19 protein-coding genes are annotated in these 21,470 nt (G+C 71.3%); 5 read left to right on the top strand and 14 right to left on the bottom strand.

Going from position 1 to position 21,470, the window contains the following annotated elements; translation table 11 throughout:
* The first annotated feature begins 4 nt into the window (after nucleotides 1-4).
* Both ITJ57_RS10215 and ITJ57_RS10220 read left to right on the top strand, forming a co-directional pair.
* Complete coding sequence (locus ITJ57_RS10215) at nucleotides 5-535, top strand: DUF6609 family protein (RefSeq protein WP_194669913.1); 531 nt, start codon at nucleotides 5-7, stop codon at nucleotides 533-535.
* A 45-nt stretch (nucleotides 536-580) separates the two neighbouring features.
* On the top strand, nucleotides 581-862 hold the full coding sequence (locus ITJ57_RS10220; protein ID WP_056006115.1) for a helix-turn-helix transcriptional regulator: 282 nt from the start codon (nucleotides 581-583) through the stop codon (nucleotides 860-862).
* Nucleotides 863-868: 6 nt separating this feature from the next.
* Here the strand turns inward: ITJ57_RS10220 and ITJ57_RS10225 are convergent, their stop codons facing one another.
* The 8 genes from ITJ57_RS10225 to ITJ57_RS10260 form a co-directional block, all read right to left on the bottom strand.
* Nucleotides 869-1,759, bottom strand: coding sequence for a siderophore-interacting protein (locus ITJ57_RS10225; protein WP_194669914.1), 891 nt, complete (start codon nucleotides 1,757-1,759; stop codon nucleotides 869-871).
* Nucleotides 1,756-3,600 (bottom strand): ABC transporter ATP-binding protein, encoded by a 1,845-nt coding sequence (locus tag ITJ57_RS10230; protein ID WP_194669915.1) that lies wholly within the window; start codon nucleotides 3,598-3,600, stop codon nucleotides 1,756-1,758. The genes ITJ57_RS10225 and ITJ57_RS10230 overlap by 4 nt, the downstream gene beginning before the upstream one ends.
* Nucleotides 3,593-5,233, bottom strand: a complete 1,641-nt coding sequence (locus ITJ57_RS10235; RefSeq protein WP_194669916.1) for an ABC transporter ATP-binding protein — start codon at nucleotides 5,231-5,233, stop codon at nucleotides 3,593-3,595. Before ITJ57_RS10235 ends, ITJ57_RS10230 begins: the two co-directional genes overlap by 8 nt.
* The gene (locus ITJ57_RS10240) at nucleotides 5,230-6,018 is read right to left on the bottom strand and encodes an ABC transporter ATP-binding protein (RefSeq protein WP_194669917.1); all 789 of its coding nucleotides are present in this window, start codon (nucleotides 6,016-6,018) and stop codon (nucleotides 5,230-5,232) included. Before ITJ57_RS10240 ends, ITJ57_RS10235 begins: the two co-directional genes overlap by 4 nt.
* 10 nt (nucleotides 6,019-6,028) lie before the next feature.
* Nucleotides 6,029-7,075: an iron chelate uptake ABC transporter family permease subunit gene (locus ITJ57_RS10245; protein WP_194669918.1), complete on the bottom strand. Its 1,047-nt coding sequence runs from the start codon at nucleotides 7,073-7,075 to the stop codon at nucleotides 6,029-6,031.
* Nucleotides 7,072-8,169, bottom strand: coding sequence for an iron ABC transporter permease (locus tag ITJ57_RS10250; RefSeq protein WP_194669919.1), 1,098 nt, complete (start codon nucleotides 8,167-8,169; stop codon nucleotides 7,072-7,074). The genes ITJ57_RS10245 and ITJ57_RS10250 overlap by 4 nt, the downstream gene beginning before the upstream one ends.
* Before the next feature lie 8 nt (nucleotides 8,170-8,177).
* On the bottom strand, nucleotides 8,178-9,239 hold the full coding sequence (locus ITJ57_RS10255) for an ABC transporter substrate-binding protein (RefSeq protein WP_194669920.1): 1,062 nt from the start codon (nucleotides 9,237-9,239) through the stop codon (nucleotides 8,178-8,180).
* Nucleotides 9,240-9,403: 164 nt separating this feature from the next.
* Entirely contained in the window at nucleotides 9,404-10,246 is an 843-nt protein-coding gene (locus tag ITJ57_RS10260) for an AraC family transcriptional regulator (RefSeq protein ID WP_194669921.1), read from the bottom strand.
* Nucleotides 10,247-10,379: 133 nt separating this feature from the next.
* On the opposite strand from ITJ57_RS10260, the gene ITJ57_RS10265 reads away from it, so the two are divergent.
* Complete coding sequence (locus ITJ57_RS10265; protein WP_194669922.1) at nucleotides 10,380-10,910, top strand: hypothetical protein; 531 nt, start codon at nucleotides 10,380-10,382, stop codon at nucleotides 10,908-10,910.
* A gap of 23 nt (nucleotides 10,911-10,933) precedes the next feature.
* On the opposite strand, the gene ITJ57_RS10270 is transcribed toward ITJ57_RS10265, so the two are convergent.
* Nucleotides 10,934-11,308 carry a hypothetical protein gene (locus ITJ57_RS10270; RefSeq protein ID WP_194669923.1) on the bottom strand — a complete coding sequence of 125 codons (375 nt, stop codon included), beginning with the start codon at nucleotides 11,306-11,308 and terminating at the stop codon, nucleotides 10,934-10,936.
* A 142-nt stretch (nucleotides 11,309-11,450) separates the two neighbouring features.
* On the opposite strand from ITJ57_RS10270, the gene ITJ57_RS10280 reads away from it, so the two are divergent.
* Together ITJ57_RS10280 and trxA are read left to right on the top strand one after the other, a co-directional pair.
* Nucleotides 11,451-12,329, top strand: a complete 879-nt coding sequence (locus ITJ57_RS10280; RefSeq protein ID WP_228506573.1) for a DUF2510 domain-containing protein — start codon at nucleotides 11,451-11,453, stop codon at nucleotides 12,327-12,329.
* A 93-nt stretch (nucleotides 12,330-12,422) separates the two neighbouring features.
* Nucleotides 12,423-12,800, top strand: coding sequence for a thioredoxin (trxA, locus tag ITJ57_RS10285; protein ID WP_194669924.1), 378 nt, complete (start codon nucleotides 12,423-12,425; stop codon nucleotides 12,798-12,800).
* 41 nt (nucleotides 12,801-12,841) lie between these two features.
* Here trxA and ITJ57_RS10290 read toward each other — a convergent pair whose 3' ends face one another.
* The 5 genes from ITJ57_RS10290 to ITJ57_RS10310 are packed head-to-tail and all read right to left on the bottom strand — an operon-like array spanning nucleotide 12,842 to nucleotide 21,328.
* The gene (locus ITJ57_RS10290) at nucleotides 12,842-15,214 is read right to left on the bottom strand and encodes a glycoside hydrolase N-terminal domain-containing protein (protein WP_194669925.1); all 2,373 of its coding nucleotides are present in this window, start codon (nucleotides 15,212-15,214) and stop codon (nucleotides 12,842-12,844) included.
* Nucleotides 15,214-16,512 carry a glycoside hydrolase family 27 protein gene (locus ITJ57_RS10295; protein ID WP_228506575.1) on the bottom strand — a complete coding sequence of 433 codons (1,299 nt, stop codon included), beginning with the start codon at nucleotides 16,510-16,512 and terminating at the stop codon, nucleotides 15,214-15,216. Before ITJ57_RS10295 ends, ITJ57_RS10290 begins: the two co-directional genes overlap by 1 nt.
* Nucleotides 16,509-18,041 carry an alpha-N-arabinofuranosidase gene (locus tag ITJ57_RS10300; protein ID WP_194669926.1) on the bottom strand — a complete coding sequence of 511 codons (1,533 nt, stop codon included), beginning with the start codon at nucleotides 18,039-18,041 and terminating at the stop codon, nucleotides 16,509-16,511. The genes ITJ57_RS10295 and ITJ57_RS10300 overlap by 4 nt, the downstream gene beginning before the upstream one ends.
* A 32-nt stretch (nucleotides 18,042-18,073) precedes the next feature.
* Nucleotides 18,074-20,284 (bottom strand): alpha-galactosidase, encoded by a 2,211-nt coding sequence (locus tag ITJ57_RS10305; RefSeq protein ID WP_194669927.1) that lies wholly within the window; start codon nucleotides 20,282-20,284, stop codon nucleotides 18,074-18,076.
* Nucleotides 20,285-20,329: 45 nt separating this feature from the next.
* Complete coding sequence (locus ITJ57_RS10310; RefSeq protein ID WP_194669928.1) at nucleotides 20,330-21,328, bottom strand: LacI family DNA-binding transcriptional regulator; 999 nt, start codon at nucleotides 21,326-21,328, stop codon at nucleotides 20,330-20,332.
* Nucleotides 21,329-21,470 lie beyond the last annotated feature (142 nt).

The raw sequence follows: 21,470 nt of genomic DNA on the forward strand, positions 1-21,470 counted from the left end.
GGGCATGGAACTCTTCGCGAGGATGCCCGAGCTCTTCCCACTGATGCGCGGCGGTGGCGCGTTCCTGGTGCTCATCGGACTCGGCATCCTCGGCGGTGCGTTCACCCGTCAGCGGCGGACGAGACTCGTGGCACTCATCGTCGGCGCGGGCCTCGGGGTCGTCGTCATGGCGGTCGGGGGCGCGACGAAGGTCATCTTCGCCGGGCTCCCGCAGCCGGCGGTCTGGCAGTGGGTGGTCCTCGGGCTCGCCTTCCTCGTCGAGGCGGGACTCGTGAACGTCGTGCTCCGCAAGGTGCCCGACGTGCACTCGCGGGAGTTCTGGCTCTGGATCCTCTTCATCGTCGGCGCGCACTTCCTCATCCTCGGACCGAGCCACGGACCGGTGTGCTTCCTGCTCGCCATCGCTTGTATGGCGAACGCACTCGTCGGGCTCCGGCTGCGGCACACCGATGTGCGGATCTTCTGGGCGGTCGACGGCCTGCTGAAGATCGCGGGAGGCTCGATCATGGTGGTGGCGAGTTTCGTGCTCGCCTGACGATGCGCGGCCCCGCGATGCATTCGTCTCTGCTTATATGGGGAGATGACTGAGGATCTGGAACCAGCGGCCGAACTGTTCAAGGCCCTCTCCTCGGTGTCGCGGCTCCGTCTGCTGCGGATCCTCGCCGCAGGCACCTCCACGGTCGGTCAGCTCGCGGACGCGAGCGGGCTGTCCCAACCGCTGGTGTCGCAGCACCTCCGGACGCTGCGTTCGGCGGGCCTCGTGTCCGTGGAGCGCGTCGGACGGGAGGCCCACTACGAGGTCGCCGACGTCCACGTCTCGCACATCGTCGACGACGCGGTGCTCCATGCGCTCGAGGGATAGGGGGCCTCAGAGCCCGAGTCGGTCGAGCTCCTCCTCGAACCGGATCTGGACGTCCTCCGGCTCGGTGTCGTCGGTCGCGGTCCAGATCCCGTCGAGCTCCGCTTGGACGCCGGTGGGCAGGGCGGCGAACTTCTCGTCCCAGGCGGCGATCGGCGTCCAGTAGCCCACGACCTTGAACCTCGTGGCCGGTAGTCCGAGCTCCCGGCGCAGGTACTTCCGCGCGTCGCGGAGGGCGACTGTCTCACCCGCCACCCAGACGTAGCCCTGATCGAGCGGGAGCCGCTCGTCGACGACACTTCGGACCAGCCGTCCGAGCGCGCTCGGTCCGCGCCCGTTCCCGCCCACCACCCAGGTGACAAGCACATCTGGGCCCATCTCGAACGCGATCCGGTCCTGCTCGGACGGCACCTCGAGCACCACGCGCGTCCGCAGTCCGCGCGGGGTCTGCGCGACGATCCGTCGGACGGCGGGCAGACCGGAGAGGTCGGCCACCAACACCTGCCACTCGGTGTCCTGCGGAGGGTCGTACAGCCCGGTCGGCGAGTTCAGCCCGAGCACGTGCCCTGGCCGAGCCCGCACCGCCCACGGGCCGGCGACGCCCGCGTCATGCACGACGAAGTCGACGTCGATCTCGCCGTGCTCAGGGCGGACGCCGCAGACCGTGTAGGTCCGCATCGGTGCCTGAGGGGTGCCCTCGGGCCACTCCCACCAGTCTCCGACGGGGAGGGGCAGCGAGACATCCTTCGGGTCGTCGCCGTGGGGGAAGAAGACGCGGACGTACTCGTCTCCCGTCCCGGTGCTGATGAAGTCGGCGACGCCCGGACCACCGAGGGTGACACGGATCAGGTTGGGGCTCAGGACGCTCGTCTCGGCGACGATGCCGCGGTGGATGTTCATGGGTGCTCCGGCTCTGGGATGGGGTCGGTGGATTCGGTGCTGTCGGTGGATGCGGCGACGTGCTGCCGGTGGGCGAGCCAGGAGTCGCGGTAGGCGCCGGGGGCTGCGAGCAGTTCGTCATGGGTGCCCTGCGCGATGATCCGGCCGCCAGCGAAGACCGCGATCCGGTCGGCGGTCGCCGCCTGCTCCAGCCGGTGGGCGATGAGGAGGGTGGTGCGGTCGGCCCGGAGCCGCAGCATCGCCGCCTCCACGGCTGCACGATGGTGCAGCCCGACGTCAGCGGTCGCCTCGTCCAGGATCACGACGGCCGGGTCCGCCAGGAGGGCTCTGGCGAGCGCGAGCTGCTGGATCCTGCCCTCGTCCAGCGGCACCGGTGCGTCGACCGCATCGGTCGGATCCGGAGTGGGACCGTCGTCCAGTCCGGCGACCGCCCATGCGGCACCGACGGCGTGCACCGCGGCGACCATCTCCTCCTGGCTCGCGTCCGGCGCCCCGAGACGGAGGTTGTCGGCGATCGTCCCGCGGAAGTGGTGGAGCTCCTGCGACAGGGAGTACGGGGTGTCCGCGACGCGCAGGCTCCCGGACGTCGGCGCATGGTGCCCCGCGACGACCCGGGCCAGGGTGCTCTTACCGGAACCGGAGGTGCCGACGAGTGCCGTGGTCGTGCCGCGCGGGACGTCGAGCGTGACGCCGACGATCCCGCGTCCGGTGGTCGGGTACCGGAACGTGAGGTCGCGCACCTGAATCGCCGACGGGTCGTCACTGCCGTCGTCCGCCGGTGAGCCGTCGGCCGGTGAGCCGTCGGCCGGTGGGCCGTCCGTCGGCGAGGACGCCGATGGGAGGTCGATGACCCCGACGAGGCGTGCCAGCCCCACGGTGGCGCGCTGGATGTCGTCGAGCCCGAAGATCACCTGGCCGACCGGGCCGAACAGGCGGTGGAACAGGAGGGCGGCCGTGGTCACGAGGCCGACGGTGACCGCCCCCTGCGCGTGGAGCAGGAACCCGGTCGCCAGGATCGCCGACAGCCCGACGAGTTCACCGCCGTTGATCCACCGGAAGAGCCGGTTCGCCACCCGCACGCCCTCGATCTGCGCGTCGATGGACGCTGCCGCGCGTTCGCCGACGCGGTCGATCGCCTGGTCGGTGCCGACGAACGCGGTCAGCGTCTCCGCGCCGTGGACGGCGTCCAACACGGCCTGGCTGCGCGACGCCTCGCGCGTGCGGACCTCCCGGAACACGATCCTGGAGCGTCGGAGGAACGCTCGGGTCCCGATGACGTAGCACGGCGCGGCGGCGAGGCCGGCGACCGCGAGCCAGGGGTCGAGCGCGGCCAGCGCGAGCACCGACACGCCGATGGCGAACCCGGCGGAGAGCAGGGTGGGGGCGACGCCACCGCCGGCCTCCGCGACGGCGTCCACGTCGCCGGTCACCCGGGACAGCAGGTCGGCGCTCTCGCCGTCGTCGATGGTGCTCACCGGGAGTCGCATGGCCGAGGCGAACACCTCCTCGCGTAGTTCGGCGAGCAGGTCCTGCACGAGGCCGGTGAGGACGCGCACGGCCCAGAGCATCACCACGACTGCGGTGACGGCGCCGACCGCAGCTCCGACGACCCAGCCCGCGACGACGGACGACCCGGCGTCCGAGGAGACGGCGTCCACGACGCGCCCGAGGCTGGTGGGCATCACGACCCCGAGCGCGGAGGCCGCGAGGAACAGGACCACCACGGCAGCGGTCCGTCCGCGGTGCCGGCGCAGCAGGGCGGCGACGACGGCGCGGACCCGGGCCGCCTCGGCGACCGGCAGCCGAGCGGGGGTCGCACCGGTCGTGTCTTGATCACCCACGGTCGGCGTCCACTCCGTGACCTACCCCGACGACCCGGTCGCAGGCGTTGAGCAGGACGGCGGAGGTCGTGATGACCACGACGGTGCCGTCGTGCTCCGCCAGGGCACGCGCGATGCGGGTCTCGGTCAGCACGTCGACCGCGGACGTCGGTTCGTCGAGGACGAGCACCTCCGCCTCGGCGTGCAGTGCCCGCGCGATCCCGACACGCTGGCGCTGTCCACCGGAGAGCCGTCGGCCGGCCTCGCCGACGGGCGACGACCAGCCGCCGAGCTGGACCACCGCGTCGTCGAGCGCGGCCATGGCGACGAACGCCGGGTCGGGGTCGCCGATAACGCCGTGTCCACGCACCGCGTCGGCCAGGCTGCCGTTCATGACCCGCTGCTCGTGCGGCGGGGCGAGCACTCGTCCGCGGTAGGCGACCGGGTGGAGGTCCTGCTGATCGACGAGCACGCCGTCGACGGCGAGCAAGACGCTGCCGCGGGCCGCGCGGGTCCGCATGCCCAGCAGGCGGGAGAGGGCGCGCGCCGCGTCGCTGTCGGTCGGACGGATGCCGAGCAGCTCGCCGGCCCGCACGTCCACCCGCGACTCGGCGTCGCCGGCGCGGAAGGACAGCACGACGTCCTTCGCCGGCACGGTGGAGGATGGCGCGCGCACCGCGGGCTCGTCGTCGAGGAGGTCGTCGGCGTCGACGACCGCGGCCAGCCGTCTGGCGGAGGCGAGCTTGTGGATCCAGTTGGACGGGAACGCCCCCACCTGGGCGAGGTAGCCGCTGATGAATTGGGCGAGTCCGAGCACGGTCACCAACTCGCCGATGCTGATGCGGCCCTCGGTGGCGAACCAGGCGGACAGTCCCACGAGGGCGGCCGTCACCAGCGCCGCCAGGGTGCCACTCACCGCCTCGGAGGCGGCGAGCGAACGCCCCGCCACCGTCGACGCCTGTCTCGAGACGTCGCTGGCGGCCCGGTATCGTCGCTCGGCCTCACCTCGCCCGCCGATGCCGACGAGGACCCGGAACCCGCTCATGAAGTCGGCGGCGACCGCACCGGCCTCCGTCGCCGCCCGCTGCTCCGCGAGCCCGCGGCGCTCCAGCGGGCGGGAGACGACGCGCATCATGAGCATCATGCCGATGGTGGCGGCGAACACCACCACCGTCGCGACCGGGGAGATCACCGACATCGCGAGCGCCGCGCCGATGATCGCGGCGATCGTGGCGCACTGCTGCGCGACCGACCACGCGACCCCGGCGACGCGATACGTGTCGGAGGTGACGACCGTCAGGGCCTCACCCGGGCTCAGGGTCCGTCGGGACAGTCGTGGCCGGAGCATCCGCGAGAGGGTGAGGTGTCTGAGGGCCTGCTCGCCGCGACCGTAGACCGACACCATGAGGCGCGACGCGGACTGATAGCTCACGGTGAGGACGAGGAAGGTCCCCGCCAGGACGCCCATCCAGACCGCGAGGGCGACGGGATCCGAGGGGACCACCGCCTGATCGACGGTCGCGCCGATGATGACGGGGACCGCCGCCTCCGACAGGGCGTGCACGATGAGGAGGGCGGTCGCGGCCGCGAGTGCAGGCCCGCGCCCCTCCCCAACGAGGGCGATACCGACGAGCCGAGCGCGGGACCCGTTCATCGGTCCCGCCGCCCGAGTGGGAGCACCAACGGCGTACCGGAGACGGGATCGGTGATGACCCGGCACGGCAGGTCGTAGACCGCTTCGACGAGCTCGGCGGTGATGATCTCCTGCGGATCGCCCTGCGCGACGATCGCGCCGTCCCGCATGGCAACCAGGTGCGTCGCGTACCGTGCCGCGTGGTTCAGGTCGTGCAGGACGGCGACGAGGGTCGCCCCGTCGCGATGGAGATCCGTGAACAGCTCCATCAGCTCGATCTGGTGCGCGATGTCGAGGAACGTCGTGGGTTCGTCGAGGAGGAGGTGCCCGGTCTGCTGCGCGAGGGCCATCGCGACCCAGACCCGTTGTCGTTGCCCGCCGGACAGTTCGTCGACGAGCCGGCGGGAGAGTCCGGTGACCCCGGTGGCGGCCATGGCCGCCGCGACGGCCTGCTCGTCGGCTCGGCTCCAGGTCCGCATGGCGCTCTGGTGCGGGAACCGTCCGCGTCCCACGAGATCGGCGACGGTGATGCCGTCGGGGGCGATCGCCGACTGGGGGAGCAGCCCGAGCCGGCGCGCGATGTCCTTGGACTTCAGGGTGCGGATGTCCTGGCCGTCGAGGAGGACGGCTCCGGTGGCGGGCCGCAGGAGCCGGGCGAGCCCGCGCAGCAGGGTCGACTTCCCGCAGGCGTTCGGTCCGATGACGATGGTGAACGAGCCGTCGGGGATCTCGAGCGACAGCCCCGAGACGACGGGGGTGTCCCCGTAGCCCAGGCTCAGGTCGTGGGCGAGGAGCGTCGTGGTCATGATGGTCCTTTCACGTGCGGCGCAGGAACTGCGCCGCCAGCAGGCAGGTGAGGTAGATGCCGCCGACCGACACGGTCACCACGCCGACCGGCACGGCGACCAGCTGGGCGACCACGTCGGAGACGACGACCAGGGCCGCCCCGGTCAGCATCACCGGGGCGAGCCCCATCGGGGTGTTCGAGCGGGTGAGCCGTTGGGCGATCTGCGGCGCCGCGAGGGCGATGAACGAGATGGGGCCGGCCGCGGCCGTGACGAGGGCGACGAGGGCCACGCCGATCACCATGGCGCCGAGGCGGGTGCGCCCGGGCCGGACGCCGAGCGCGGTGGCCGCGTCGTCGCCCATCTCGAGCACCGGGAGGGTGCGGCGGAGCGGGCGTGCCAGCACCGCGAGGACGAGGAACGTGGTGGCGGCGGGGAGCAGCTGGTCGAAGCCGAGCGAGGCGAGCGATCCAGCACCCCAGGTGGCCGCCATCATCGCCTGCTCGACACTGACCGAGATGAGGATCCAGGACGTGAGTGAGCCGAGCCCTGCCGAGACGCCGATGCCCACGATGATGAGGCGGAAGGACGACATCGTGTGCCGGTTCGCGAGCACGGCGACGATGAGGGCCGTCAGGAGCCCGCCGACGAGTGCTCCGGCCGCCTTGAACAGGTAGGTGTTGAGCCCGAGGACGAGCATCGTCAGCGTCACGCCGAACTGCGCTCCGACACCGAATCCGATGATGTCCGGCGAGCCGAGCGGATTGCGGGTGAGCGATTGGAAGATCCCACCGGAGAGGGCGAGCGCCGCTCCGCAGAGCACCGCGAACAGCACCCGGGGGAGCCGCCACTCGGACACGACCTGGCGGACGTCAGGATCGGAGGCCGGGTCGACGATCGCTCGGAGCACCGCGTCGAAGCCGATCGCGTACGCGCCGATCGTCGTCGCGGCGAGCCCGGCGACCACGATCACCACGACGAGCGCGAGGCTGACGACGACGGAACGGACGGGGACGAGGGTCGCGACATGGGCGGTATCCACGCGGATCTGGCGGCGCCCGTGATCGACGACGCTCACAGGCCGCTCACCCGCTTGCGGCGTACGAGCATGATCAGGATGGGCGCGCCGAGCAGGGCCGTGACGATCCCGACCCGGAGTTCGCCGGATGGCAGCACGATCCTGCCGAGCACGTCCGCGAGCAGGAGGAAGGCCGGGCCGACCACCATCGAGTAGCTCAGCACCCAGCGCTGGTCCGGCCCGGTGAACCACCGGACGACGTGGGGGATCATGAGGCCGACGAAGGCGATGGGCCCCGCTGCCGCGACCCCGGTGCCGGCCAGGATCGTGACCGCGACGACCACCCACACGCGGGTACTGCGGACCCGGGCTCCCAGCGCCTGCGCGAGGTCGTCACCGAGGGTCAGGGCGTTCAACGACCGGGCGCAGGCCAGGCCGATGAGGAGGCCGACGACGATCAGGGGTGCGGCCCACACGAGCTGGTCGAGGGTCCGCCCACCGATCGACCCGACGCTCCAGAACCGCATGACCTGGAGCGTGCCCTCGTCGCGGAGCACGATCGCCGTCGTGAACCCGGTGCAGGCCGCACCGAGTGCGACCCCGGCGAGGGTCAGCTTCATGGGCGTCGCGCCCGAGGAGCCGACCGATCCGAGGACGTACACGAGCAGCGTGAGGACGAAGGCACCGGCGAGGGCGAACGGCACGTAGGCGCCGGGCGTCGTCAGTCCCAGCACCCCGACCGCGAAGGTCACGGCGAAGGAGGCCCCGGCATTCACCCCGAGGATGCCCGGGTCGGCGAGGGGGTTGCGGGTGAAGGCCTGGATGAGACCGCCGCACACGGCGAGCGCGGCACCGACGAGCACCCCGAGGAGGGTGCGGGGCACGCGCAGTTCGACGACCATCAGGTGCAGCGGGTTCTCGAGGTCGGAGGAGAACAGGGCATGGAGGACGGTCACCGGGTCGATCGCGCGGTTGCCGACGGCGAGGGAGGCGATGGCGGCGGCGGCCAGGATCAGGGTCGCGACGAGGAGACCGGTCGCGAGCACCGCGGTCCGGTGCGGGGAGTCGCTCGAGCGCTTCCCCGCGCCGGACGTCGGGACGTCGGTGCCATCGGCCAGGTCCAGCGTGGCTGGAGCAGCTGGCGGCTGTGACATCGTCGGGGTCACTTCCCGTCGATGGTGGGCTCGCCCTGGAGGGCGGCTGCGAGGTCGTCGACGTAGCCCGGCAGGACGTAGTGCAGGGACAGGACGGTCGGGGCGCTGATCGCCGAGGCCTTCGCCGCGTCGGCGTAGATCACGTAGGAGCCTGCGGCGATCGGTGCCCAACGGGAGACGACGGCGTTCTCGACCGTGTACGTGCCCTCGGCCGCGCTCCCACCCCAGGCGGCGAAGAGGTCGGCGTCGACGTCGTAGAGCTGCTCGAGGCTGACCCCGGTGTACCAGTTGTCGCCTTCGGCGCTCTGCAGGAAGCTGTCCATCGCCGACGTGGAGGTGAACCCGAGTGCCTCGGTGATGCGCACCCGCGGGTCGTACTCGAGGTAGACGCCGAGGTCGGTCCCACCCTCGTTGAGCGTGAGGCCCCAGACGAAGGTCTTGTCGTCGAACTCCGGGTGGGCGTCGGCGAGCGAGGTGATGAGCGTCTCGGTCTCACCGATGAGCTCCTCGGCCTTGGTCTCCTCCGACATCGCCTTACCGACGGTACGGGTCATGCCCTCCCAGGTGCCGGGGTTCCACGGGCCCTCGATGTACGGGACGGTGGGGGCGATCTCGGTGAGTCGCTCATACTCGATGTCGGTCACCCCCGAGTACAGGCTGAGGATCAGGTCGGGCTTCAGGGACTTGATCGCCTCGTAGTTGGGACCGTCGTCGACGAAGGGGATGATCTCGGGCAGCTCGCCGTACGCATCGGTGACGTAGTCCTCGAACCAGGGCTGGTAGCCGCTCTCGCCGGCACCCCAGACCTCCTCGACACCGACGGGGTTCGTGCCGAGGGCGGCGACGATGTCGGGCGTCATCCATCCGAGGGCGACGATCCGCTGGGGCTTCTCCGGGATGACCGTCTCGCCGTGTGCGTGTTCGATGACGACGCCGTCGCCCGCGGCCGTGGTCGATCCGGTGCCACCGGCGGCGCCGGAACACCCGACGAGGGCGAGGGCGGTGGCGACGACGACCGCGACGAGCGATGATCGGCGGCGGATGTTCGGGCGCGCGAGAACGTGCGACATGGAGCTCCTTCGGAGTGGTGGGGGAGAGGGCCGCTGCTGCGCGGTCAGAAGTTAGGTAAGCATGTCCTAACAGAACGATCGTAGGGCGCTCCGTCGGCGCGCGGTGTCGGCGAACCGACGACTTCTGTCGGGAATCCGCCAGTCGGCGCCCAGCTCCTGGCCGATCAGCGCCAGTAGCGCTGGTGCGCCGGATCCGCCTGGACGCGCGCCACGTACTCCCGCGGCGTCATCCCGAAGCGGGTACGGAAGCTCGCCGAGAACGCGCTCGAGGACGCGTAGCCACAGCGTTGCGCCACTGCGCCGATCGGCGTGCCGTCGACGATCAGGCGTGCCGCGAGCGTCATCCGGACGCTCGTCCGCCACCGCGCGAAGCCCATCCCGGTGTCGTGCTGGAAGATCCGCAGGACGGTCCGTTCGTGCAGACCGTGCGCCTCGAACAGGTCCAACGCGCTCCGCGGGTCGCCCGGGTCACCGAGGACTGCGCGGACGAGCGGGCGCACACGCTCGTCGGACGGCATCGGGACCTCACCCCATCCGTCCGTCGCGCCCGGCGCGGGCTGCTGCAGCATCTCGATGAGGACGGCCTGCGCGCGGACGCGAAGGTCGGTGGGCATGTCGTTCACCCCGAGATGGAGCAGCATCTCCTGGACGGCGCGTGGCACCAGCACCTGCCTCACCTCGTCGACCGGCACGATCAGCGAGGCGCTCGGCAGGTACGTGTAGCAGCCCGTCGAATCGCGTTCATGGTGCGCGGTGTGCGGGATGTGCGCGGGGATCCACACCCCCTGCCCCGGGGCGAGACGCCACATCGCGTTCGGGAGATGCACCCACACCGTGCCGCGGTAACACCAGGCGAGCATGGCGTCCGGGTGCCGATGCGGTGGGGAGAGCGGGCGGCTCCCGGTGTCCTCGTCCGTGACGACCCCGGTGCCCATGAGATACGGGTCGACGACCGACGACGGGTGCTCGATGCTCTCGTCCCAGTCCGCCTGCCCGTAGGTGCTCACCGAGCGCCCCGGACCGGACGACCGTCCACGTCGTCGAGACGTCGGGTCGCTGAGCCTGCCATGTCCGTCATGGTAGCCGCCCCGCTCCGACGAGCTTCGTTCCGCTCTTCGGCGACGCGCCTAGGATCGGTGCATGGGAGACCACCGCGAGTTGATCGTCGACCTCGACGTGCGCGCGGCAGACGTCGAGTCCGCATCGGCGCAGCTGGAGCAGTCGCTGTCGTCGGACGGTTGGATCTCCCGCAGCGACACCGGCACGGATTGGCTGTACGCGGATCGCGTCGCGTTCCTGCTCGGGCAGACGGCGACATCGCGGTTTCCGGTGCACGCGCGGGACTCGCTCGTCATCCTGGCGGCACGCGAGCCCTACGGCGTCGGCGACGGCACGACCGACCCGGCCTGCCCATCGTGCGGCTCACGCCTCAGCGCGGAGGTCGCCACGCCCGTCCTCGCCGCCTGGTGGGACGGCGACGAGCAGCTTGCACGGTGCCCGGACTGCGGACTCCAGGCGTCCGTCGGCGACTGGAACCTCCTCGACTCCGTGGCGATCGGCGAACTGGCGGTCGCCCTCGACACCGACAGTCCAGCGGTGGCCGATGCGCTCGCCGAACACCTCACCGCCAGCACCGGACGACGCTGGGTGCGCACCCACCTGCACCTCTGAGGGAGCAAGCCCTGCCTCGAGGCTCAGCGGGGAGCTGCGGCATCCTCGATCGGGAGGCCGTCGTCGTCGAAGCGCACGCCGTGCTCGATGAGCCGTCGCTTCGCCTCGTTGTGCACGACGCCGCGTTTCCGCGGATCTGTCTCGAGGAGCCGGCGGAGCAGCTCATCGGTGGCGTTCGGGTGCAGGGCGATCTCGACGCGGGCGCCCCAGAACCGGTCCTGCAGGAACAGTTCCAACGCCGCGGCATCCGCCGCAGGGTTGTGCGCCGCGGCGGCGCGGATCGCCTGGTTGGGGTCGCTCGCGAGGACGACGAAGTCGTCGAAGGTGCTCGCTGATCGTGCGAGCTCGTACCGACGTTCCTCGTCGGCGAGCTGCTCGGGCGTCTTGCGCTTGGCCACGGTGGTCCCTTCATCGTGTCGCCGTCAACCTACCCGTCAGGGGTCCGGACGACAATGGCGGCTTGCCCCGTCGGTCCCGACCGGGAACACTGGGGTCGCTGCATGGTCGTCATGAGCGGGGACTTCGGGGGAAGGAGCGGCGATGACTGCTGCACCGGGATGGTACGACGCGGGGACGCCGGGCGAACTGCGCTGGTGGGACGGAACACGGTGGACCGGGCAGGTGGCTGCTGCCGGCCCGATCGTCGGGCCCACGCCGCCGCACCGGGCTCCTGCGCCGTCGACCTCGCCGACCGGGTCGCCATCCGGCCCGCAGCCTGGGTGGTATCCGGCCGGGTCCGATCAGCTGCGGTGGTGGGACGGCTCGCACTGGACGGGGCTGCGAGTGAAGGACGGCAAGCCGGGCACGGACTGGGCGACCACCGAGCAGCCGACCCTGGCGTGGGTGTTCGCCTCGGTGTTCCTCGTCCTCGCGCTGTTGCAGTTCAGTCTGGGACTCCTGTCCAGCCACCTGTCGGCCAACGGCGTCCCCTTGGCGCTCGTGTCGATCCTCTGGTTCGGCATCGCCGCCAAGACGGCCGCGGTGCGCCGGATCCCTCGGCCCACCGGTGAGTCGACGGTCATCGACGCGGTCCGGCCCTTGCCCGGCGAGCAGGACGGCCCCGGTGCAGGCTGGTATGACGTGTCGTCGCGGGCGACGAGATGGTGGACCGGCTCACGGTGGGCCCAGTACGTCGGCACCCAGTACGGCATCCGACCGACGTTCCACGGGGCGCGCGCGTTCCGCACGTATCTCGTCCTGTGCTGGGTGATCCTCGGAATCGGCGTGCTCGGGCTCCTCGTCGGTGTCGTGCTCGTCATCAACAGCTCCGACGACAGCTACGCCCTCCTCGGTGCCGCCATCGGCATCGTCGTCATCGCCGGCGGGGTACTGTTCGGCGTGCTCGGCGGTGTCCTCCTCGCCATGTCACGGACGCAGCGCCGCCTGCTGCTCCTCCCGGAGCTCCCGCCCGGACGGTGACCAGGAGGCGCTCGAGGGACGACGATCCGTCGTCCGCGGGTAGGCTCGTCACTCGGATGCGACACGTCCGACCACCGACCCGAAGGGTGCACGATGACCACGCAGGAACTGACCATCTCGAACTTCGAGGACACCGTGTCGGCCGAGGGCATCGTCCTCGTCGACTTCTGGGCGGACTGGTGCGGCCCGTGCAAGGCGTTCGCGCCGGTCTTCGAGCAGTCGAGCGAGACCCACGACGACGTCGTGTTCGCCAAGGTCGACACGGAGGCGAACCAGGAGCTCGCGGGCGGCATGCAGATCACGTCGATCCCGACGCTCATGGCGTTCCGCGACGGCGTCCTCGTCTTCTCCCAGGCCGGAGCCCTCCCGGCACCCGCGCTCGAGGACCTCATCTCGCAGGTGCGCGGTCTCGACATGTCCGAGGTGCACGCGGCCATCGCCGCGGCGAAGGCCGAAGCCCAGGCCGAGTGAGCTGAGGCCCGCCGGGCACGTCAGGGCTGATCCCCGTCGTCTCACGCGGAGAACGCCAGCTCGTGGACACCGCGTGTGCGCAGGACGATACGCCGCCGTCCGGTGGGTGCACCGGTGGCGAGCTCGGGCTGGCACGGCCCGTGCGGTCCGACGATGGTGATCGTCGATCCGTCATCCGGTAGCTCGACGATCACGTCGCCGGCCGTCAGCTGCAGGGTCGCCGCGACGGGGCGATGATCCCGCCACTCGACGTCCACGACGTGCGCTCCGCGGACCCGGAACCCCCGGAATGTCCCGGCCGACCACGCCGCCGGGAGGGTCGGGAGGAGCGACACGACGCCGCCGTGTCCCTGGACGAGCAGCTCGACGACACCGGCGGTCCCGCCCAGGTTTCCGTCGATCTGGAACACGGCGTCGAGGTCGCCCATGGGGTGGAGGTCGAGCAGCGAGGCCGATGACAGCGGTCCGAGCAGGGCGTCGAGCGCGTGCGACGCGAGTTCCGGCTCTCGGAGTCGCGCGGCCAGGCAGAGCACCCACGCCATGCTCCATCCGGTTCCACCGCCACCGTGCTCGAGTCGCTGTCGCAGGGCACATCGGGCAGCGGCGAAGTCCTCCGGTGTCCCCGTCTCGGTGATCCGTGTCCCCGGGTACAGGCCGTACAGGTGGGAGAGGTGGCGGTGGCCGGGCTCGGTCGCCTCGTGCTCCTCGGCCCACTCCAGGAGGGCGCCGTCGTGACCGATCCGCGGGAGGCGGAGGGCGTCGAAGGCCCCCTGAGCTCGACCCACGAGGTCGACGTCAGCGATGCCGGCACCGACCCGCTCCGCGAGGCCGAGGTAGTCGCGGAGGCACTCGTGCACCAGCTCCTGGTCCATCGTCGCCCCGGCGGCCACCGCAGCCGAGGTACCCATACCGACGACGAACCGGTTCTCCGGGGAGGTCGACGGATTCACCACGAGCGATCCGTCGTCATCGGTGACGAGCATCCCGAGGACGAACGCGACCACCGGCTCCACGATGCGCAGGACCGCCACCTGCGCGTCATGATCGGCGGCACTGTCGTCGAGATGGCGGTGGAGGTGCGCGACGAGCCAGGGGAGCGCGCTCGGCCAGTTCGCCCAGTGGGCGTCGAGCGGCACGGCGTCCGTGTGTCGCCAGAGGTCGCTGTTGTGGTGGGTCGCCGCACCAGCGAGACCATAGGCGTCTCGGGCGGTGCTCCGCCCGGCCGTCACCAGCTCACCGATGAAGCGGGCGAGCGGCTCGGCCAGGCCACCGAGTCCCGTGCTCTCCGCCGGCCAGTAGGCCATCTGGAGGTTGATGTTGGTGGTGAAGTTCGCGCTCCAGGGTGGCCTCACCTGAGTGTTCCAGACCCCCTGGAGGTTCGTCGGTTCACCGCCGACTCGCGAACTCCCGATGAGGAGCGACCGTCCGAGGTCGAAGTAGCGCTCCGCAGCGTCGGCCGACGCGGACGCCGATGCCGAGAGGTCCAGCTCGACCCGGTCGAAGAGCGACCGGTGGTCGGCCACGTGCCTCGCGAGCAGCTCGTCGGCGGGTCGCCGCAGCGCACGCGCGACCGTCGTCCGCGTCCGGGCGAGCAGCGATGACGGATCGCCGAGCGGCCGTTCGTTCCAGCCGCGGTGTCCTGAACGCGCCCCGGCGACGAGGCGGAACCCGCCAGGGATCGGTTGCACCGCGATCATCAGCGCCCACGCCATGCCCGCATCGACGAGACCGTCGGCGTCCGGGACGTCGGTCGCATACCGGACGGCCTCGTGGTCGTCGCCACCGAGGTACGAGGGCCGGACCCCCGAGGGTGCGCGGCCCGTCGACGACCACCAGCGGATGTCGCCGACGGCGTCCTCCGTCGTGGTCGACGGGTGCGGTGTCTGGAAACCGAGCATCGGTTCACGGACCCCGTCGCCCGCCATCTCAACGACGAGCACCTCGTCGGGTGCGGACACGAACGCGGTGAGCGTCGCCGCCCGCCCGCTCCACGTGCTCCGCGTCTCCACCACACCTCGCGCGACATCGTGGGTCCGCCGCGTGCGCGCACCGTCGTCGGGTGACGCGTAGTCGACGGTGAGCCGGCCGAGCGGCTGGAAGGACTCGGTGAACGTCGTCCCGCGGAGGGCGGCCGCGCGGGCGTCGGCCGCCGGCGGGTCGTCGGAGGCGATCGCCCGACGCACCGAAGCCAGTGCGCTGTGAGCCGAGCGCGGTGGCGACGCACCGTCCGGCCGGGTCGGACCTCCCGACCACAGGGTGTCGAGAGACAGGTCGATGCCTTCCCGTCCCGGCACGCCGTCGAGCGCCGTGCCGAGCGTACCGTTCCCGATGAGGAACCGGTCGACGAACCGCGTGGCCGGTTCCTCGAGCTCGAGCCGATGCCGTGCGACGGGCGGCTGTGGATCGGGGCCCATCAGTCGTCGATCCGGAGGAGGGCGGCGCCGTGCGCGGACAGGGACAGGTCGACGGCGCCACCCGTGACGGGTACCGGCTGGGCGCTCCACAGCTCGGTGACGGACGACCGGTCGGCGCACCCGAGATCGGCCAGGTGCACCCGCAGCTCGACGTCCGCATCGCCGAGCCAGAAGACCGCACGCCATCGGGTCTCACCGAGCTCCGCCGCCCACACGACGAGGTCGCCGTCGCGGATGATCTCCCGGCTGCCGTCACTGCCGAGCAGCGCGAGCACCTCCGGGTTGCTGAGGAGCGAGAGCGTGTGCGCCGGAGTGTCGGGGAGATGACCCCCGACGAAGAGCGGCGATCTGGCGATGCACCAGAGCGTCATGAGCGTCTGCTGCTCGGCCGCGGTGAGGCGGCTCACCCGGTCCGCACCGACGTGGGCGCGGATGCCGATCCGCCCGAGCGGCAGCATGTCCGCATCGGCCCACGCCCCCGGGCGCTGGTGGGGTGCCCAGCGGGCGAGTCGCTGGAACTGATCGTGCACCGCCGACCAGTCGTCCCAGAGGTCGTCGGAGATCCGCCACAGCTGAGCGGTCGATCGCAGGGTGTCCAGATGCTCGGTGGAGAGCCGCTTGCCGGGGGACAGGCTGAGCACCATCGGGCGACCGCTCGCGTCGATCGCCCGCGAGATGGCCTCGATCTCCGCGGTCTGGATGGGCGGGTACAGCACGTCGTCGAGTTTGACGAAGTCGACGCCCCAGTCGGCGAGCTGCGCCATGACCGAGTCGTAGTAGGCCTGGGCGCCAGGCGCGCTCATGTCGACGCCCACGTTGTCCGGGTTCCACGGGCACACGTTGCTCGGATCGGCGATCTCGGCGCAGGTGGCCGTCGAGCCGAGAATCGGCAGGTCGAGCTCGACGGCCCGGCGCGGAACGCCGCGCATGAGGTGCACCCCGAAGCGGAGTCCGAGCGCGTGCACCCGGTCGGCGAGGGCGCGGAACCCGCCGGACGCCGCGGACGGGAACCGGTTCGGCGCTGGTTGTGGCCGACCCCAGGCGTCGAGCGTCGGACGGGAGACGCGTTCGTAGTCGTCGGCCCCTGGCGCCGCTTCGTACCACTGGATGTCGACGACCACCGTGTCCCAGCCGACGGGGAGCAGGTGCTCGGCGAGGAAGGCCGCGTTGGCGAGCACCTCGTCCTCCGTGACGGACCCGCCGAAGCAGTCCCAACTGTTCCAACCCATGGGCGGACGGGCGGCCTGCGTCCGACGCTCGGCACGCATGGCGGTGTCCGCGTCATCCACCACGCTCATGAGGCGGCGACCTGAGCGGTGATCGTGGCGAAGGAGTGCGGCGGCAGCGTCACCCGGAGACCGGTGGCGGTGACGTGGAGGTCGGTCAGCGTTCGTGGCGACACGGCGTCGGTCTCGCCTGGGCGGTTGTGGGCGTCGGGCCGCGCGGCGGTGAGCAGTCGCCCGTGCGGTTCCGTCACCGACCCGCCTCGGAGGTCGATCTCGACGACGAGCGGCGCGTCGAGGTCGACGTTCGTCAGCGAGCAGTGCAGGACGCCCTCCTTGACACTCGCCGAGGCGGAGACGGTCGGGATCCCGGGAGCCGAGGCGTCGGCCACTCGGCTCGGTCCGACCACGTGGGTCGGGAGCGAGGTGGCGTCCTGGTGCCGGCTGTTCATCTCGAAGACGTGGAAGGTCGGCGTGCGGACCATCTCGCCGCCGTCGGGATCGGTCAGGAGCATCGCCTGCAGCACGTTGACCGTCTGGGCGATGTTCGCCATGCGCAGCCGTCCGGCGAACCGGTGGAACACGTCGAAGTGCCAGGCCGCGACCATGGCGTCGCGGATGGTGTTCTGCTGGAACAGGTGCCCGGGATGCGTACCTGGTTCGACGTCCCACCAGGTGCCCCACTCGTCGAGCACCATGCCGAGCCGTTCCTCCGGGTCGTACACGTCCATGACGGCGGCATGCGACGACAGGAGCCGCTCGACCCCCTGAGCCGCGGTGATCGTGCTCCAGTACTCGGCGGCGTCGAACCCGGTCGCGCTGCCCTTCGCCTTCCAGCTGCCGCCGATCGTGTAGTAGTGCACCGAGACGGCTTCCCAGGGCGTCGCCGAGAACGGGTGGGTGGCGACGTCCTCCACGACCTCCATCAGGGTCTTCGTCCAGGCGACGTCGAAGCCGTCGGCACCGGCCGCGATCCGGTAGAGCGGGACCTTCCCACCGCTCTCGCAGAACGTGCCGAACTGGCGTGCCAGGTCCGCGTAGGCGCCGGCGCGCAGGTTGCCGCCGCACCCCCACGGCTCGTTGCCCAACCCCCAGAACGGCACGTCCCAGGGTTCATCGCGCCCGTTCGCTCGGCGCAACTCCGCCATCGGCGTCTCACCGGCACCGGTCAGGTACTCGATCCAGTCGGCCATCTCCTGCACCGTGCCCGAACCGAGATTGCCCGAGATGTAGGCGTCGGCGCCGAGGAGATCGCAGAGTTCCATGAACTCGTGGGTGCCGAACGCGTTCGTCTCGCTCGTCCCGCCCCACTGCGAGTTGATGAGCTTCGGGCGGTCCTCGCGAGGTCCGACGCCGCTCGTCCAGTGGTAGCGGTCCGCGAAGCAGCCACCCGGCCAGCGGAGGTTCGGGATGTGCAGTTCGCGGAGTGCCTCGACGACGTCGAGCCGGATGCCGCCGACGTTCGGGACGGGCGAGTCCTCGCCGACCCAGAAACCGTCGTAGATGCCGCGCCCGAGATGCTCCGCGAAGTGGCCGTAGACGTGTCGACTGATGGTGGGGCCTGGGCGGTCGAGATCGATGGCGACGGTCGCGGTGGAGTCCATGGGTGGTCCTGTTCTGTGGAGCGGGTCGTGGGTCAGACAGCGGTCACGAGGATCGTGATCACGCGATCGGGCTGGAAGGTGGGGAGGTCGAGGCCGACTCCGGCGAGCTGGCCACCGCTCAGCACGGGTGCCGCCTCGAGCGTGGCCAGGTCGGCGTCGAGTGGCGGTGCCTCCCGGAGCCAGGTGGGGATCACCCAGCGAGGGCCGAGGGAGTCGTCCTGCGCGACGGCGAGGCGGTAGTGGCCTTCCGGGCGGAGTCCGGGCAGGCGGACCCGACGCCGGGAGTCGGCCGACCGAGGGGGAGTCACCAGGGTGTACAGCGCGGTGCCACCGTCCTCGGCGACCACGCCGCGCAGCGTCGGGGCGTCGTCGTCCCACTCGCCGTCGCCGACGACGCGGCCGGAGGCGATGAGGGTCCGATGACGCTTGAACACGCTGATCCACCGGGCGACGACCGCGCGTTCGTCCTCGTCGAGCTCCCGCAGGTCCCACTCCACGCCGAAGTGCCCGAGCAGTGCGATCGCGCTGCGGGTGTGGAGCGTGTGCGTGCGTCCGGTCGTGGCCGATCGTGCCGAGGCCACGTGGGATCCGAGCATCTCGGGCGGCACGAGGAGTCCAGTCCACCGGAGCATCCGTGCGCGCTCGATCGGGTCGTGGTTGTCGGAGGTGTGGACACGATCGGTCCGTTCGAGGATGCCGAGGTCGACGCGGCCGCCACCCGATGCGCAGCTCTCGATCTCGAGCTGCGGGTGCCTCGACCGGAGCTCGTCGAGCAGTTGGTAGAGGGCTTCGGTCTGGTCGTGTACGGCCGCCCGGCCGGACGACGGATGGCCGGCGTCGACGAGGTCGCCGTTGTGGTCCCACTTGAGGTACGCGATCCCCAGTTCGGTGACCAGCGTGTCGATGGATCGCAGGAGGTACTCGAAGGCCGCCGGATTGGCGAGGTCGAGCACCTGCTGGTGCCTGACGGGCGGCGGGAGCTCGTCCCGCGCGCGGAGGATCCAGTCCGGGTGCTCCCGGGCGAGGTCGGAGTCCTCGTTGATCATCTCCGGTTCGAACCACAGCCCGAACTCCATGCCGAGTGACCGGACCCGGTCGGCGAGTGGTGCGAGACCGTCCGGCCAGCGTTCGGGGTCCGGAGTCCAGTCACCGAGGCCACGGGTGTCGTCGTGGCGACCACGGAACCACCCGTCGTCGAGCACGAAGCGTTCGACTCCGAGATCCGCGGCGCGGGTCGCCAGCTCGGTCAGCACGTCGAGGTCGTGATCGAACAGGACCGCCTCCCAGACGTTCAGGGTGACGGGGCGCGGACGACGAGCGGCTCGCGACGTCGAGCGGAGCCACCGGTGGTAGCGGGACGACGCGTCGTCGAGGCCGACACCGTAGGCGCCGTACACCCATGGCGTCCGGTGGTCCTCGCCCGGGCCGAGTCGGATCTCGCCGGGCAGGAGCAGCTCGCCGCCACGGATCGCGAGGTGTCCGTCGGTGCGTTCGACGCCGATGGTGTGGTTGCCGCTCCACCCCACGTGGCACAGCCACACCTCACCCTGGTGGCCGTCGAACCCCGGCGTTCCGACCGCGGTCACCCCGGTGGCGTCGAGACCGGGGCGGCCGTGCCGCGACTCGCGGAGGTGCGTGCCCGTCACGACCGGATGACGCTGCGGCAGTTTCTCGGTGCCCCACCGCCCGGCGAAGTCGAGGATCTCGCGCGCCGAGGTCGGGATCGCGAGCGCGGAGACGACGCCCTCGACCTCGAGGAGGTCGTCACCGCGGTTCTCGACGGTCGCGCGGGTGCGCAGCAGACCGCTCGGCGTCAGTTCGACCTCCAGGAGCACCGCGGTGCCGGTCTGTGCGTCGACCGCCGTCACCGTGACCGGCGCGGCACCGCACTGCAGCACCTCGTCGGCCCGCAGGGCTCGACCGTCGACCTCCACCGAGGCGACGTCGAAGCGCGACGACCAGGCGGTTCCGGCCCGATGTGCCCGGAGGCCGGGGAGACCCGACCAGCCCAGCGCGTGTTCGGGCAGGATGCTCGGCTCGTACGGTGCGTCCGAGCCGTCGACGAGGTCGCCGCGCACGCTGGCCGCGGCCGAGGCCAGCCAGTCGGCGTCGTCGCCTTGGACGGCGGCTCCCCAGTGCGCGATCACCGGGAGACGGGTCCCGCGTTGGACGAGGACGACGGAGACGCCGTCGCACTGCAGATGGACGACGCGGAGCTCGGGCGTCGCTGGGAGATCGGACATGGTTCCTCCGAACCGGTCGATGAGGTGGGTCGGGTGGGCCGACGGTCAGGCGGAGTCGCGGACGACGAGCGTCGTGTCGAGCCAGCGCGGGGCAGCTGTCCGGCCGGCGATGAGCTCCATGACGAGTTCAGCCGCGACCCGGCCCATCTGCTCCAACGGTTGACGGACCGAGGTCAGGGGCGGTTCCGCCGTGGCCGCGACCACCGTGTCGTCGAAGCCGACGAGCGCGATGTCGTCCGGGACGGTTCGGCCGCTGGCCTCGAGGACGCGCATCGCCCCGACCGCCATGAGGTCCGAGCCCGCGAAGACGGCGTCGAGGTCCGGGTATCGGGAGAGCAGCCGTGCCATGGCCGACGACCCGCTCGGCATGGTGAAGTCGCCTCGGGCGATCGCCCGGGTGTCGAGCCCGCGTTCGGTGAGGACGTCCCGCCAACCTCGGACGCGATCGCTGGAGGCGGCCATGTCGGCGGGGCCGGAGATGACGCCGATCCGCGTGCGGCCGAGGGCGATCAGGTGTTCGGCCGCGAGACGACCGCCAGCGTAGTTGTCGGAGTCGACGAAGGTGACGTCCTCCGTGTGCTCACCCATCGGGCGGCCGACGAAGACGATCGGAAGGTCCACCGGAGCGAGCGCCTGGGTGATCGTGCTGATCTCGTGCTGCAGGATCACCACCGCCCCGTCCACGTAGTGGGCTGCCAGGTAGGCGACGAGCGCGTCGAGCTGGTGCGGGTCCGCGAGGAAGAGCGCGGGTTGCTGGGCCGCCGAGAGGAGCGCTGCGGTCGCACCTTTGAGCGGCGCCGCGACGAACGATCCGGAGAACGGTTCGAGTTCGCCGGCCGCCAGCACGATCGCGACGGCGCCGGTCCGGCCACCGGCCAACGATCGGGCTGCCACGTTCGTCCGGTAGGCGAGTTTCACAGCCGCCTCCCGGACGGCGACGACCATCGAGGCGTCGACCGTCGAGGCACCGGCGAGGACCCGCGAAGCGGTCGCTCGGGAGACGCCGGCCTCTCGGGCGACGTCGACCAGGGTCGGTTTGCGCATCCTCGCTCCTTTGCGATCGTCCACCTGCCGGTGGTCTGGCAACGAGCATCGCAGAGTCCGAGAGAGCGGTCTCCGAGTTGCGCAATATTGATCTGGTGCCCCGGAACCCCGCTGCCTATGGTGATCACCACGCCCGAACGGT

Source organism: Plantibacter sp. VKM Ac-2880 (assembly GCF_015351235.1).
Lineage (GTDB): Bacteria > Actinomycetota > Actinomycetes > Actinomycetales > Microbacteriaceae > Plantibacter.

Coding starts and splice junctions, on each gene's coding strand:
- ITJ57_RS10240 (WP_194669917.1), bottom strand. CDS start 6,018: ATGACCACGACGCTCCTCGCCCACGACCTGAGCCTGGGCTACGGGGAC.
- ITJ57_RS10255 (WP_194669920.1), bottom strand. CDS start 9,239: ATGTCGCACGTTCTCGCGCGCCCGAACATCCGCCGCCGATCATCGCTC.
- ITJ57_RS10300 (WP_194669926.1), bottom strand. CDS start 18,041: ATGGACTCCACCGCGACCGTCGCCATCGATCTCGACCGCCCAGGCCCC.
- ITJ57_RS10290 (WP_194669925.1), bottom strand. CDS start 15,214: ATGGGCCCCGATCCACAGCCGCCCGTCGCACGGCATCGGCTCGAGCTC.
- ITJ57_RS10295 (WP_228506575.1), bottom strand. CDS start 16,512: ATGAGCGTGGTGGATGACGCGGACACCGCCATGCGTGCCGAGCGTCGG.
- ITJ57_RS10305 (WP_194669927.1), bottom strand. CDS start 20,284: ATGTCCGATCTCCCAGCGACGCCCGAGCTCCGCGTCGTCCATCTGCAG.
- ITJ57_RS10280 (WP_228506573.1), top strand. CDS start 11,451: ATGACTGCTGCACCGGGATGGTACGACGCGGGGACGCCGGGCGAACTG.
- ITJ57_RS10225 (WP_194669914.1), bottom strand. CDS start 1,759: ATGAACATCCACCGCGGCATCGTCGCCGAGACGAGCGTCCTGAGCCCC.
- ITJ57_RS10250 (WP_194669919.1), bottom strand. CDS start 8,169: ATGTCACAGCCGCCAGCTGCTCCAGCCACGCTGGACCTGGCCGATGGC.
- ITJ57_RS10220 (WP_056006115.1), top strand. CDS start 581: ATGACTGAGGATCTGGAACCAGCGGCCGAACTGTTCAAGGCCCTCTCC.
- ITJ57_RS10265 (WP_194669922.1), top strand. CDS start 10,380: ATGGGAGACCACCGCGAGTTGATCGTCGACCTCGACGTGCGCGCGGCA.
- ITJ57_RS10215 (WP_194669913.1), top strand. CDS start 5: ATGGAACTCTTCGCGAGGATGCCCGAGCTCTTCCCACTGATGCGCGGC.
- ITJ57_RS10310 (WP_194669928.1), bottom strand. CDS start 21,328: ATGCGCAAACCGACCCTGGTCGACGTCGCCCGAGAGGCCGGCGTCTCC.
- trxA (WP_194669924.1), top strand. CDS start 12,423: ATGACCACGCAGGAACTGACCATCTCGAACTTCGAGGACACCGTGTCG.
- ITJ57_RS10235 (WP_194669916.1), bottom strand. CDS start 5,233: ATGAACGGGTCCCGCGCTCGGCTCGTCGGTATCGCCCTCGTTGGGGAG.